Origin of the sequence: Mycobacterium bohemicum DSM 44277 (assembly GCF_001053185.1) — a bacterium.
In the GTDB taxonomy this organism is placed as follows: domain Bacteria; phylum Actinomycetota; class Actinomycetes; order Mycobacteriales; family Mycobacteriaceae; genus Mycobacterium; species Mycobacterium bohemicum.
In genome coordinates, this window is record NZ_CSTD01000001.1 from 1,168,831 (window position 1) to 1,182,761 (window position 13,931).

The 13,931-nt window shown below is 68.5% G+C and carries 8 protein-coding genes and 1 pseudogene; 4 read left to right on the plus strand and 5 right to left on the minus strand.

Translation table 11 applies throughout. The features are described 5' to 3' along the window. The first annotated feature begins 37 nt into the window (after positions 1-37). Positions 38-715: an MBL fold metallo-hydrolase gene (locus tag BN971_RS05520; protein WP_085180184.1), complete on the plus strand. Its 678-nt coding sequence runs from the start codon at positions 38-40 to the stop codon at positions 713-715. Between the two features lie 66 nt (positions 716-781). On the opposite strand, the gene BN971_RS05525 is transcribed toward BN971_RS05520, so the two are convergent. After that, on the minus strand, positions 782-1,225 hold the full coding sequence (locus tag BN971_RS05525) for a universal stress protein (RefSeq protein WP_085180183.1): 444 nt from the start codon (positions 1,223-1,225) through the stop codon (positions 782-784). A 316-nt stretch (positions 1,226-1,541) separates the two neighbouring features. Between BN971_RS05525 and BN971_RS05530 the strand changes: the two genes are divergently transcribed. Continuing rightward, on the plus strand, positions 1,542-3,110 hold the full coding sequence (locus BN971_RS05530; protein WP_085180182.1) for a mannosyltransferase: 1,569 nt from the start codon (positions 1,542-1,544) through the stop codon (positions 3,108-3,110). A gap of 12 nt (positions 3,111-3,122) precedes the next feature. Here BN971_RS05530 and BN971_RS05535 read toward each other — a convergent pair whose 3' ends face one another. Further along, positions 3,123-4,520 (minus strand): MFS transporter, encoded by a 1,398-nt coding sequence (locus BN971_RS05535; RefSeq protein ID WP_090349848.1) that lies wholly within the window; start codon positions 4,518-4,520, stop codon positions 3,123-3,125. Beyond that, a pseudogene (gene uvrB / locus BN971_RS05540) lies at positions 4,517-6,662 on the minus strand (excinuclease ABC subunit UvrB). Before uvrB ends, BN971_RS05535 begins: the two are co-directional and overlap by 4 nt. A gap of 186 nt (positions 6,663-6,848) precedes the next feature. On the opposite strand from uvrB, the gene BN971_RS05545 reads away from it, so the two are divergent. Beyond that, positions 6,849-7,331 carry a hypothetical protein gene (locus tag BN971_RS05545; RefSeq protein ID WP_085180202.1) on the plus strand — a complete coding sequence of 161 codons (483 nt, stop codon included), beginning with the start codon at positions 6,849-6,851 and terminating at the stop codon, positions 7,329-7,331. A 14-nt stretch (positions 7,332-7,345) separates the two neighbouring features. Here the strand turns inward: BN971_RS05545 and BN971_RS05550 are convergent, their stop codons facing one another. Together BN971_RS05550 and BN971_RS05555 are read right to left on the minus strand one after the other, a co-directional pair. Then, positions 7,346-8,461, minus strand: a complete 1,116-nt coding sequence (locus BN971_RS05550; protein WP_090349850.1) for a hypothetical protein — start codon at positions 8,459-8,461, stop codon at positions 7,346-7,348. A 365-nt stretch (positions 8,462-8,826) separates the two neighbouring features. After that, the gene (locus BN971_RS05555; RefSeq protein WP_085180180.1) at positions 8,827-10,896 is read right to left on the minus strand and encodes a serine/threonine-protein kinase; all 2,070 of its coding nucleotides are present in this window, start codon (positions 10,894-10,896) and stop codon (positions 8,827-8,829) included. 311 nt (positions 10,897-11,207) lie between these two features. On the opposite strand from BN971_RS05555, the gene BN971_RS05560 reads away from it, so the two are divergent. After that, the gene (locus BN971_RS05560; protein WP_211704182.1) at positions 11,208-13,898 is read left to right on the plus strand and encodes an ATP-binding cassette domain-containing protein; all 2,691 of its coding nucleotides are present in this window, start codon (positions 11,208-11,210) and stop codon (positions 13,896-13,898) included. Positions 13,899-13,931: the final 33 nt, after the last annotated feature.

The window sequence follows — 13,931 nt, forward strand, 5'->3', positions numbered from 1 at the left end:
TACCGACAAGCATGGTTTGACCAGTAGCCTGGCCGCTATGACGGCGCTGCACGACAACTACACCGGACACGTCGACCCTGGTAACGCGGCCCGCCGGACCCTACCCGGCGCCACGATCCTCAAGGCATCGGTGGGCCCGATGGACAACAACGCCTACCTGGTGACCTGTTCGGCTACCGGCGAAACCCTGCTGATCGACGCCGCCAACGACGCCGAAGTCCTGATCGGGCTGGTCCGCGAGTACGCCCCGAAGGTGTCGCTGATCGTGACGACCCACCAGCACTTCGACCATTGGCAGGCGCTGGAGGCGGTGGCCGCCGCGACCGGGGCGCCGACCGCCGCCAGCGAGATCGACGCCGAACCGCTGCCGGTGCGGCCCGACCGTTTGCTGGCCGGCGGCGACACCGTGCGGATCGGCGAACTGAGCTTCGACGTGATCCACCTGCGCGGGCACACACCCGGGTCCATCGCCCTGGCCCTCGACGGGCCCGCGACCGGCGGAGTGCCGCAACTGTTCACCGGCGACTGCCTGTTCCCCGGTGGCGTCGGCAAGACCTGGCAACCCGGAGACTTCGCCCAACTGATCGATGACGTCACCACCCGCGTTTTCGACGTATACCCCGACGACACCGTCATCTACCCGGGCCACGGCGACGACACGGTGCTGGGTGCCGAGCGGCCGCATCTGCGGGAGTGGCGCGAACGCGGCTGGTGACGGGGTCGGATCACCCGAGCGCCGATTGCGTTGCGAACTAATGCTTTTCGCGCGTTGAGTCGCCGGCTAGTTGGTGGTGTGCACGATCAACACGTCGACCTTCGCCCGGCGTGAGACATTGGCCGGCACCGAGCCCAGCAGGCGGCCCGCGATGGTGCTGAGGCCGACGTTGCCGACGACCAGCAGGTCGGCGTTTTCGTCCTCGGCGAGCTTCACCAGCGCGTCGACCGGCGCGCCGACGATCGGTCGCTCGTCGACGTCCTTGGCGCCGGCCGCGTGGGCGCGCTCCTTGGCGTCCTGCAGGATCGCGTAGATCGGCGCGGTGCCCGACACCTTGTAGCTTTCCTGTCCGAGCGCGTCGGCGGCGCGGGTGTCCTCATGCTGGGGCAAGTACGCCGAGGCGATGAGCAACTTGGCCTCCGCCCCGGCGATCTGCGCCGCTCGTTCCACCGCGCGCATCGACGAGTCCGAGCCGTCGGTTCCCACCACCACCGTCCGATAGGCGCCCATCTACCCTCCCAGTTTCGGTTGGTCAGCCAACCCAAGACAGTATCGCGTTTGCCGGATGCAAGGGAGTAGCTGAGCGACACCGCGTGGCGCGCCGCGATTCAGCGTTTGCGGCGGGATTCCGCAAGGGCGGACAATAATTTCGATGCCCACATTATCGGAACACTCGGAGTATGCGCGAAAAGCAAGACCGCAGAAAGGCTTTCGCGCGGCGCCGACCCCAGCCGCGAACGCGTCGGACCCGGGCTCGCCGGAGCCGGGCCCGCATCGCCCCCGGCGTGACCGAATTCCGGTATCCGCCCCTACAGTGACAAGCATCATGCCTATCTCCACAGCTGAGGAGCTTTCGGAGCGGTCGGTTGACGGGGCCTCGCGGATTCGACCGCGCGGCCGCCTGTTGGACCCCTGGGCCGTCGCCGTGGCCGCCACCCTGATCAGCGCCGCCTGGTCCTGCAGGCCTTCGCTGTGGTTCGACGAGGGCGCCACCATATCGGCATCGGCCAGCCGCACGTTGCCCGAGCTGTGGCGGTTGCTGGGGCACATCGATGCCGTGCACGGCCTGTACTACCTGCTCATGCACGGCTGGTTCGCCGTCTTTCCGCCCACCGAGTTCTGGTCTCGGTTTCCCAGCGCCCTGGCGATCGGGGCCGCGGCCGCGGGCGTCACCGCGCTCACGAGGCGGCTGGCGACCCGCCCGACCGCGTTGTGCGCCGGTGCGGTGTTCGCCATCCTTCCCCGCACGACCTGGGCGGGCATGGAGGCACGCTCGTACGCCTTCGCGGTGGCCGCCGCGATCTGGCTGACGGTGTTGGTCCTTGCCGCCGCCCGCGGCGGCCGGGCCCGGCTCTGGCTCTCCTACGCCCTCGCTTTCGCGCTGTCCATCCTGCTGAACGTCAACCTGGTTTTGCTGGCCCCCGTCTATGCCGTCGCGGTGCCGCTGCTGGCACCGGCTGAAAGCCGCAAGCGCGCGGTCGTTTGGTGGGCCGCCGCGTCGGCGGTCGCGATCGGGGTCATGACGCCGTTCATGGTGTTCGCCCACGGTCAGGTCTTCCAGGTCAACTGGATCTACCCGGTCAGCTGGCACTACGCCTTCGACATCATCCAGCGGCAGTACTTCGACCACAGCATCCCGTTCGCCGTTCTGGCGGGCCTCACCGTCGCCGCCGCGGTCGTGGCCCGACTGGCCGGTGCGCCCGCCCCGGCGGGCGACATGCGCCGGCTGCTGATCCTGTGCTCGGTGTGGATCGTCGTCCCGACCGTTCTCGTCGTCACCTATTCGGCCATCGGCGAGCCGATCTACTACCCCCGCTACCTGATCTTCACCACGCCCGCGGCCGCCGTCGTGCTGGCCGTGTGCATCGTCACGCTCGCCCGCAAGCCGTGGCCGATGGCCGGTGTGGTGCTGCTTTTCGCGGCGGCCGCCCTGCCGAATTACCTGTTCACCCAGCGCTGGCCGTACGCCAAGGAGGGCTGGGACTACAGCCAGGTCGCCGACCTGATCGGCTCCCACGCCGCCCCCGGCGACTGCCTGATGGTGGACAACACCGTGCCGTGGCGGCCCGGCCCGATCCGCGCCCTGCTGGCCACCCGGCCGGCGGCCTTCCGGTCGCTGATCGACGTCGAACGCGGCGCCTACGGTCCCAAGGTCGGATCGCTGTGGGACGGTCACGTCGCCGTGTGGTTGACCACCGCGAAGATCAACAAGTGCTCGACCATCTGGACGATCACCGACAAGGACAGATCGCTGCCCGATCACCAGGCCGGAAAGTCGTTGCCGCCCGGGGTGTTCGGGCGATCCCCGGCGTATCGATTCCCGAGTTATCTCGGGTTCCACATCGTCGAGCGCTGGCAGTTCCACTATTCGCAGGTCGTGAAATCGACGCGGTAGTCGTGCCCGAACTCAGCGCAGCGTGTGCACCCGGGCGCCGCGGGTCGCGCGGTAGCTGCAGATGACGCCGGCGGCGCTCAGCACGGTGAACACCGTGAACAACCAGCGGGCCGCGGCCGCGTCGCCGCCGTGGGCCGCGTTGACCACCACCCCGGCCAGGCCGGCGCCGAACGCCGCGGAAATGAGCTGCACGGTGTTGATCGCGGCCGCGGCCGCGCCGCCCTCGCCCGGGTCGTCGACCGAATCCATCGCGCGCGCCGACAGGTGCGGCCACGCCATCCCGATGCCCACGCCGTCGAGCAGTAGCGCCAGCGCCCAGAGGGCGACCGTACCGACCGACGCGTCGTCGCGCTGGGTGAGCGCGCCCAGCGCCAGGCCCGACGCCACCACCAGCGGCGCAGCAAGGATCGCCCGCCGGACAATCCGCGGGTTCTGCAGTGACGCGCTGACGAGCTCGCTGACCGTCCAGCCGACGGCCACCGCCGCACCCAGGAAACCGGCCGTGACCGGCTGCAGGTGGGCGAGCTGCTGCCCGAACAGCGGCACGTAGATGTCGACCATCGCCCCGGCCATCAGGACCCCCATCGTCAGGTAGATCCATTTCAGGGGCCCGGGGCCGAAGACGCTGGGCGGCAGCACCGCCGGGCGCCTTCGCCGGTCGACGACGACGAACAGCCCGACCAGCGCGATGCCGGCGAGCAGCAACCCGAAGGTCGCGGCGGCGTTGTGCGGGATCTGCGCGACGCTGATGACCAGCGCCGCCACCCCGATCACCACCAGCGACCGGACCGGCACCGCGAAGTCGGCGGGGGCCGACGCGGACCGGGTTGCGGGCAGCGCGACCGGAACCAGCGCGGCCATCAGCGCCGTCAGCGCCGCCATTGCGACGAACGCCCACCTCCACAGGCCGAACTGCGCGAACAGGCCGCCCGTCGCGGGCCCGACGACCGTCGCGACGCCCCACATCGCCGACACCAGGGCCGAGCCGCGGGTCCACAGCGCGGGCGGGAGCGCGGCGTTGATCACCGCGTATCCCAGGCCGGCCAGCAGGCCGCCCGCCACCCCCTGCAGTGCCCGGCTCGCGATCAGCAGCTCCATAGTGGGGGCGGCCCCGCAGGCCAGGCTGGCCAGGCCGAACAGGGCCAGCCCAAGCAGGTATGACGCCCGCGCCCCGAGCCGCAGCAGGATCGCACTGACGAGGGTCGCCGCCACCACCGACCCGACCAGGTACAGCGTGGTCACCCAGGCGTAGAGGCGCCTGCCGCCGATGTCGGCGACGGTATTCGGCAGCAGGCTGCTGGTCAGGAACTCGTTCGTGGCGTAGAGCGCGACACCGCCGGCCAGCACGACCGACACGCCCAGGTACTTCGCACCCAGCAGTTGGCGCCAACTGCCCGCCGGGCTCGTCACTTCAACCCGGCGGCGTCCATCCCGCGCAGTTCCTTCTTGAGGTCGGCGATCTCGTCGCGGAACCGGGCGGCCAGCTCGAACTGCAGGTCCCGCGCGGCGGCCAGCATCTGCTCGGTGAGGTCCTTGATCAGGTCGGCGAGCTCGGCGCGCGGCATGCTTGCCGTGTCGCGGCCCTCGAACACGCCGGCGCTCCGGCTCGCCCTGCGCGCGGCGGCCGCGGGACGCGTTGCGCCCGGAACCGCCGATCCCCACGTCGGTGTCGTCGGCCTCGCGATAGACCTGGTCGAGGATGTCGGCGATCTTCTTGCGGAGCGGCTGCGGGTCGATGCCGTGCGCCTCGTTGTAGGCGATCTGTTTGGCACGCCGCCGCTCGGTCTCGTCGATGGCCTCTTTCATCGAGTCGGTGATCTTGTCGGCGTACATGTGCACTTCGCCCGAGACGTTGCGGGCGGCGCGGCCGATGGTCTGGATCAGGCTGCGCGTCGACCGCAGGAAGCCTTCCTTGTCGGCGTCGAGGATCGACACCAACGACACCTCGGGCAGGTCCAAACCCTCGCGCAGCAGGTTGATCCCGACCAGCACGTCGTACTCGCCCAGCCGCAGTTGGCGCAGCAGCTCCACCCGGCGCAGGGTGTCGACCTCGGAGTGCAGGTAGCGCACCCGGATCCCCATCTCCAGCAGGTAGTCGGTGAGGTCCTCGGCCATCTTCTTGGTCAGCGTGGTGACCAGCACCCGCTCGTCGGCGTCCGTGCGCTTGCGGATCTCGCCGATCAGGTCGTCGATCTGGCCCTTGGTCGGTTTGACCACCACCTTCGGGTCGACCAGCCCGGTGGGGCGGATGACCTGCTCGACGAACTCACCCCCGGACTGGCTGAGCTCGTATGGCCCCGGCGTCGCCGACAGGTACACGGTCTGCCCGATCCGGTCTGCGAACTCCTCCCAGGTCAGCGGCCGGTTGTCACACGCCGACGGCAACCGGAACCCGTACTCGACCAGGTTGCGTTTGCGCGACATGTCGCCCTCGTACATGCCGCCGATCTGCGGGACGGTCACGTGTGATTCGTCGATGACGAGCAGGAAGTCCTCGGGGAAGTAGTCCAACAGGGTCGCGGGCGGCGAGCCCGGGCCGCGGCCGTCGATGTGCCGGGAGTAGTTCTCGATGCCGGAGCAGAAGCCGACCTGCCGCATCATCTCGATGTCGTAACCCGTGCGCATCCGCAGCCGCTGGGCCTCGAGCAGCTTGCCCTGGGCCTCGAGCTCGGCCAACCGCTCGGCGAGTTCCTCTTCGATGGTGGAGATCGCGTGCGCCATCCGCTCCGGACCCGCGACGTAGTGCGTGGCGGGGAAGATCCGCAGCGAGTCGACCTGACGAATCACCTCGCCCGTCAGCGGGTGCAGGTAGTAGAGCGCCTCGATCTCGTCGCCGAAGAACTCGATGCGCACGGCCAGCTCCTCGTAGGACGGGATGATCTCGACGGTGTCGCCGCGCACCCGGAACGAGCCGCGGGTGAACGACAGGTCGTTGCGGGTGTACTGGACGTCGACCAGCAGCCGCAGCAAGCCGTCGCGGGGCACCTCGTTGCCGACCTGCAGCTCCACCGAGCGGTCCAGGTACGACTGCGGTGTGCCCAGGCCGTAGATGCAGGACACGGACGCCACCACGACGACGTCGCGCCGCGACAGCAACGCGGACGTGGCGGAGTGCCGCAGGCGCTCCACGTCGTCGTTGATGGAGCTGTCCTTCTCGATGTAGGTATCGGTCTGCGCGATGTACGCCTCGGGTTGGTAGTAGTCGTAGTACGACACGAAGTACTCAACGGCGTTGTAGGGCAACATCTCTCGCAGTTCGTTGGCGAGCTGGGCGGCCAGCGTCTTATTGGGCGCCATGACCAGGGTGGGCCGCTGCAAGCGCTCGATGAGCCATGCCGTGGTGGCCGACTTCCCGGTGCCGGTCGCGCCGAGCAGCACCACGTCGCGCTCGCCGGACCTGATCCGCCGCTCCAGCTCGTCGATGGCGGCCGGCTGGTCGCCCGCCGGCGCGTGCGGGCTGACGACCTCGAAGCGGCCGCCAGCGCGCACGACCTCGTCGACCGCGCGGTATTCCGAATGGGCGACTACGGGATGTTCAGTCGCGAAAGCCATGCCACCAGGGTAGAGCGGGGCACCGACACGTGTCGTGGTGCTGGTCGGGCGGTGAATACCGGCGCGCCGCGGGCGGCGTTAGGCTCGCGCCCGTGGAGGCGAGTGACGGCGAGCTCACGGCGATGGTCGACACGGTCCGTTCGTTCCGCCGGACTCGTGCGCATGCCGGGCTCTAGGATCGTTTCGATGACCAGTTCTGCGGATCCGGTCCCCGTTGACCTGACCGATCGGGAGCGCGACTTTATCTTCCAGGCGCTCGAGCAATGGGCGCTGGCGGCGTCTGTGATGCCGTTTCCATATCAGGTGCTGGGGTTGTCGACGTGGGACGAGTTCGGCGAACTCACATTCCGCCTGGGTACTGCAGTGGTGGCTGGTGAGCCATTAAACGATCTGGATTGGGCACGCGTCCTTTTCCTGACGGAGTGTTCCTGGGCGAGCGAAACAGTCGGTGCGGGCCGCGGGTTCGCGAGCGTCACCGGCTACTCAGACGTCGAGGCGGTGGGCTTGCTGCGCGGTCTGCAACGCAAAATCGGCGGCATCAAACGGGCCAAACTATTGTTTCCGCACGGCGGCCGGCCCCAAACCGCCCAGGAAATCGAGGAACGCAAGCGTTGGCTCGAGCAGTTACGTCGCGACCAGCAAGACCCGGAGTATCCGCCGGGATTGTGAGCTCGGATCGCGGATCACTCGCCGTGATCCCACGGATCGGGATCCGTATCACCGAGCACTGGCGAGTGGTGATGACCGGCGTGCGGGGGCGGCACCAAGCTGGGCCCGAAAGGCGTCAACGGCCCGCCGCCCAGATTGGGCGTGCTGCCGGGTCGCACCGGAGGCACCCGCTTGGGTGTTAGCGCGGGTTCCACCGGCGCAGGTGGGGATTCGCCCTGCGATGGGCGCGGGGTGGCCGGGCCCGCTGGTGGCTGCACAGCGGGCACGGGAGATGCCATTTCGCCGGGAGTGATCGGCGGCAGCCGTCCCACTCGGGGAGGCGGCAGCGGCTCGATCGCCCTGGTGGTCTGGTCAAAGTATTCTTGCGGTGTCCGCCATCGGTCGTTCGGACGCGGTTCAGGTCTGAAGGCGGTTCCATAGTCGCCATCCTGCGGATTGATGAAAATCACTGTGCCGTCAGTCCGCAACAATTCCAGTCCGCCGGATTTGAGGCTGGTGCCGATGCGGGTGTTGGGATCGTTCATCGCGTCGTAGATGGATCTGGCGAGTTCCGGAGGTGTCATGTCCGGAAAATGGAGCGAGGCGTGCCCATGCGCGATCTCGCTGGCCACCTGCTGTTTTTGCTCTTCGGTCCAGCCGGCGAACGGGCTGCCCGGTGGCCCTGACGGCGGAGGGTCTTGTTTGAAGGTGTGGTTGTCAACGGCATGAATTTTGCGTTGCGGCGACGTGCCAGACGTGGGGTTGTGCGGGAACTTGTCCCGGATTCCGGCCACGGCATTGGTGAGTCCGCCTGCGACTTGCTGGTCGAGGGCGACCAACTGTGCGGCGCGCTGACGAATGTCGGCGGCGAAGGAGTCTGCATCAACATGCCGCACGGCCGACGCGCAGCTCAGATCAATAACGGAAAAGTCTTCTGTGACGTCGAATCCCGCAGCCTGAGCTTCCTCGACCGCATACCGCAACCGTGATCGGGCGCCGTACAGGTCCGTTGCCCCGCCGCGGGCCACTTTGGCCGCTGCTTGCAGTCGGTCGACTACCGCGCTCGTCGCGACCATGTCGGCATGGACGGCGACGCGCATCGCGTCGGCCGTCTCACCATGCCAGTCGACCGATATCGCATCGCGCCACACCCGGTGGGCCAAACCATAGCTTCGATCCCCCACAGCATCCCAATACTCAGCCGCTTCCGTGAGATGCCCTGTGGGCCAGGCCAAAAGCTGCGATAGGGGCGGGAGCCCCACAACTGAGGACATACCTACACACCGCTCGGTGGAGACATCACCCCGGCCATCGCCTGCAGGCCAGCGGTAACCGCACGCAGCAGCTGCATACGCGAAAGCTAATCCGGAGGCTCCTGGAGCGAAAGTCACTAGGGGGAGAAATCACGTCGGCCGCATGGTTACCACGAGCGCACCACCAGCCGATCCTCGAATGCGATAGCAAATGCGCTATCACTTTCGAAAGTCAACCGGGGACGGTCGCGCCACCGCCGCCGCTATCCCGTCGGGCTGGTCCAGGTCCGCGTCACCGGATTGCACTCCAGCAGGTGCCCGTCGTTGGAGGTGGTCATCGCGAACACCGGCAGCCCGGGCTTGTCGCACGAGCTCCCGGAGGCGTGCACTCCCGCCGTGATGGGTGCCCTGCCCCAGGTATTGCCCTCGCAGACGATCTGCTCGTTGTTGGTCGGGTCGTAGGCCAGCTTGTCGATGTCGCTGCACACCCCGCCCAAAACGGGCGGCGACCCCGGCGTCGACGACGGGCTCGTCGTGTTGGCCACCTGGGCGGGATCGGCCATCGGCACGCCCGCCGGCACGTCACCGATCCGGGTGGCGACCACGGGAACCCGGACCACCGCTCCCTGAGCGCCGCATTCGTTGCTGAGCACGGTCTCGGTCACCGTGCCTCGGAGGGTGCCGTCGGCCTGCGGCGCCAACGACCATGCGATGGTCTCCTGCTGGGTGGCTCCCGCCTGCCCGTTCGGCTGGGTGCAGCCCACCCGCACCTGCTGCGGCGTGCCCTGCCAATACCCACCGACAAAGTGAAGCGTGTCGGTGTGTCCACCGTCGGCGGTGCTGGCCTTCTGGTGGGTGGCGTCGTCGAGTTGCGTGGCGGCGGCCGAACAGCCGTTGGTGGTGCACACCGAGCGGAAGGCCCACCAGTTCGTGTTGGCGGCGGTGTCGCGGATCGGGATGCCGTTCGTGGTCTGCTTGCTGTGGTCGTAGGTCAACTGGTAGCTCCCGTTGAGGGACGGCCCCCCGGAGCTCGTCGTCGCCACCGCGCTGGGCACCGTGACCGACGGTTTGGACGCGAGCGCGGGAGTGCTCGGCGAGGCGTCCGGCTGGAACGAATAGAGGATCGACCAGGTTGCCGCCACGGCGATCAGCACGGCGCACACCAGCGCGGTCGCCCACCGGGTGCGCGATGAATACCTGCGCTTCAGGGCGGCCATGGCACCGGCGACTCCGCCTCTGCGCTGCGGTGTCGACGAAGCGCCGGCGGGGTGGGCGCCGCGACCTGCGTCGGGCACGCCGCTGGTGCGCTCGCTCACGGCGGCGGCGAACTCCCGGCACCGCTCGAACCTGTCCCCGGGTTGCTTGGCCAGGGCTTTGAAGAACACGTCATCGAGGTCCGCCAGCTCCGGACGGTGGTCGCTGAGCCGGGGTGGATCCTCGTGCAGGTGCTGGCTGATCACCGCGATCGAATTGGAGTGCTGAAACGGCGGCGCACCGGTGAGCAGATGGAATGCCGTTGCGGCCAGGGCGTACTGGTCTGCCCGTCCGTCGATGAGCCCACCCGTGAGCTGTTCGGGTGCGGCGTAGGCGACAGTTCCCACGGCGACGTTGGTCTCAGTGATCCCGCTGATGTCACCGAGGTGACGCGCCACGCCGAAGTCCGCCAACAGGATTCGGCGCTCTCCGTCTTCGGGATGGGTGAGCAGGATATTGGCGGGTTTGACGTCCCGGTGCAGGAGCCCGCGGTCATGAGCGTAGTCAAGGGCACCGGCCACGGCATGCATGATGGCGCACACCTCGTCGATCGGCATCCCGTCCTGGTAGCGCTCTTTCACCAGCCGAGCGGCATCGGTCCCCTCGACGTAGTCCATGGAAATCCACAGTTGACCGTCGAACTCACCGCGGTCGTGCACGCCGACGATGTGCGGGTGCCAGAGCGTGGCGGCGAGGTCGGCTTCGCGGTTGAAGCGTTCGCGGAACTCGGGGTCCGCCGTGACCGCCTCGGCGAGAACTTTGATCACGTCGCGGCGCGGCAGCCGTGGATGCAGCGCCAGATACACCTCGGCCATCCCGCCGGCGCCCAGCTGCCGCAGGATCGTGTAGCCCGCGAATGGCGTGCCGTTGGTTACGGCCAGGCGGGAGCCACTGGCCTCGCTACGGGGCTCCGCGTTCGGGGTCGAGCTGACGGGCGGAATGCGGCGGAAAAGGTGGGCGACCGTCCCCGGCGGCAGCGAATTGAAGCCGGCCCGCAGCACCTCGCGGGCCGACCGTGGATTGCTCAACAGCCGTCGCCCGGCATCCAGGCGCCGGGTAGTGCCTCTGTGCTCGTCCATCGTTCTTCGCCCCCTCTCCTCCGCGACACCTGCCGACCTCGCCACCCCCCTGCGCGGTCCGACAGCGTCGGCTTGCGCATCGGGGACGGGGTGGTTCGCTTCGTCGCGGCGCCGTGCGCCGCCGCATCTGCGGACCCGGCGTGGCCGGACCTGACTCTCCTGACACCCCTCACAATCGAATGATGCCGGATGGCGGTGGGCAATTGGTCTCCTCAAGCTATGAGGTGGCTATGAGTGACCAAAGTGAAACAAAGCCAAGTCACAGGCGAGTCACACAGGGAGCACCCGCTGCGCCGACAGATACTTGAGTAGTGACTCTGCCCGCACCTCCCCTGCTGACAATTCGCTACGAGGGCTCGCAGCGGTCCTTCGCAGCCGGAGACGAAGTGCTCATAGGGCGTGACCCGGAGGCGGATGTGCGCATCGCGGACCCGCGGATCTCACGTGCCCACCTGATCCTGCGGTTCGATCAGGGCCGGTGGTTGGCAATTGACAACGGTTCACTCAACGGGACATACCTGAACGGCTACCGCATGCCCGTCATCGACATCCACGACGGTCAGAGCATTCACGTCGGCAATCCGCGGGGACCCAGGCTGACCTTCGCGATCGGCCCGCAACGTGGCCACAGCAACCGCCCCCACCCGCGGAGATCCACCCGCGACTCGGGGGCGCCCACCCTGGCCTGGTCCGCGCTGCCCGAGCAAACAAATCGCATCCAGCCCCAGATCCCCCCGCGCCCTCAATCCGGCGGGCGCCCGCCAAACCCTCCCGCCGCCGCCCCCCCGGCGCCCCGGGGCCAACCAACCCGGCCGCCGAACGCGCCGCCGAGGCAGCCGATTTCGCCGCCTCGCCGACCGGTGTCGCGGCGATCACCATCCGATCCGGTCACCGTCGTCGACGCGGACGCGGGTGCCATGACGTACGCCACACCCCCCGCCGAGCGTGACGCACGGGACTCGCCGCCGCCCGCCGAGTTAACCGTGATCGACGCGGGGAAGGCCGACGTCTCCAACCTCGCCACCCGCATGGTGAAGTTCTTCTCGCCGAGCCCGGCGGCGAACCAGACGGGTGCCGTCACGATCGGCCGGTCGGCAGAGAACGACATCGTGGTCTCCGACGTGCTGGCTTCACGCGAGCACGCGACCCTGGTACAGACGCGGCTCGGCACCGAGATCCGCGACAAGAGCGTCAACGGCACGTTCGTCAACGGCACCCGGGTGGGCTCGGCGATCCTGTCCGAGGACGACGTGGTGACCATCGGCAACGTCGACCTGGTTTTTCGCAACGGCACCCTGATCCGGCTCGGCGATGCCGCGGCGCGCACGGGCGGGCTGGAGGTGCACAACGTCAAATACGTCGTCGACAACGGGAAACAACTGCTGGACAACATCTCGCTGACCGCCCGGCCCGGCACCCTGACGGCCGTGATCGGCGGTTCGGGCGCCGGGAAGAGCACGCTGGCCCGGCTCATCGCCGGCTACGCCCGTCCCACGTCGGGCTCGGTCACCTTCGAGGGTCACGATATCCACACCGAATACGCGTCGTTGCGCAGCAGGATCGGGATGGTTCCGCAGGACGACGTGGTGCACCGCCAGTTGACGGTCAACCAGGCGCTGGGCTACGCGGCCGAACTGCGGCTGCCGCCCGACACCAGCCAGGCCGACCGCGCGAAGGTGGTCGCCCGGGTGCTCGACGAACTGGACCTGACCAAGCACGCCGACACCCGCGTCGACAAGCTGTCCGGCGGCCAGCGCAAGCGCGCGTCGGTCGCGCTGGAACTGCTGACCGGGCCGTCGCTGCTGATCCTCGACGAGCCGACGTCGGGCCTCGACCCCGCCCTGGACTACCAGGTGATGATGATGCTGCGGCAGCTGGCCGACGCCGGCCGCGTGGTGATCGTGGTGACGCACATGCTGTCCTACCTGGACACCTGCGACCAGCTACTGCTGGTGGCGCCCGGCGGCAAGACCGCCTACTGCGGGCCGCCCGACCAGATCGGCGAGGCGATGGGAACCACCAACTGGGCCAAAATCTTCACCCAGGTGGGCGCCGACCCCGAGGAAGCCAACCGGCGCTTCGTCGAGCAGAGCGAGGCGCAGAAGCGGCCCCAGAAGCTGATGCCCGCCCGAGACGAGGAACCGGGAGACCTCGGCGAACCCGTCCACACCAGCGTGCGCCGCCAGATCTCGACGGTCGCCCGGCGGCAGGTCCGCCTGGTCGTCGCCGATCGCGCCTACTTCGTCTTCCTGGCGCTGTTGCCGTTCATCCTGGGCGCCCTGTCGCTGACGGTGCCGGGCAACAAGGGATTTCACATGCCCGGCCCGAATGCGGGCACACCCGACGAAGCCGTGCAGATACTCGCCCTGCTGCTGCCGGCCGCGGCGTTCATGGGCACCGCGCTGACGATCCGCGATCTGGTCGGCGAGCGCGCCATCTTCCAGCGCGAGCAAGCGGTCGGGCTGTCGACGACGGCCTACCTACTCGCGAAGACCGCGGTCTTCTGCGGGTTCGCAATTCTGCAGTCGGCGATCATCACCGCGATCGTCGTGATCGGAAAGAGCGCGCCCACCCGCGGCGCCGTCCTCCTCGGCCATTCGACCGTGGGGGCCGGCCTCGAACTGTTCGCCACCGTCGCGGCGACCTGCGTCGCCTCGGCCGTTCTCGGCCTTGCGATTTCGTCGCTGGTCAGATCCAGCGAGCAGATCATGCCGCTGTTCGTCGTGGCGGTCATGGCGCAGCTGGTGCTGTGCGGCGGCATGGTCCCGGTGACCGGCCGGCTCGGGCTCGACCAGCTGTCGTTCGCGATGCCCGCGCGGTGGGGCTACGCGGCGGCGGCCTCGACGGTCGACCTGCGTCACCTGGTGCCCGATTCGATGCTGAGCCAGGACAGGTTCTGGGAGCACTCGTCGAAGATCTGGCTGCTCGACATGGGCGCGCTGGCGGCCCTGTCGCTGTTCTACGCCGGCTTCGTGCGGTGGAAGATTCGGCTGCGCCGGTGAAGCGCCGCTAGGCTGACGGCATCCATCCGCCGA

Coding starts and splice junctions, on each gene's coding strand:
- BN971_RS05520 (WP_085180184.1), top strand. CDS start 38: ATGACGGCGCTGCACGACAACTACACCGGACACGTCGACCCTGGTAAC.
- BN971_RS05525 (WP_085180183.1), bottom strand. CDS start 1,225: ATGGGCGCCTATCGGACGGTGGTGGTGGGAACCGACGGCTCGGACTCG.
- BN971_RS05530 (WP_085180182.1), top strand. CDS start 1,542: ATGCCTATCTCCACAGCTGAGGAGCTTTCGGAGCGGTCGGTTGACGGG.
- BN971_RS05545 (WP_085180202.1), top strand. CDS start 6,849: ATGACCAGTTCTGCGGATCCGGTCCCCGTTGACCTGACCGATCGGGAG.
- BN971_RS05555 (WP_085180180.1), bottom strand. CDS start 10,896: ATGGACGAGCACAGAGGCACTACCCGGCGCCTGGATGCCGGGCGACGG.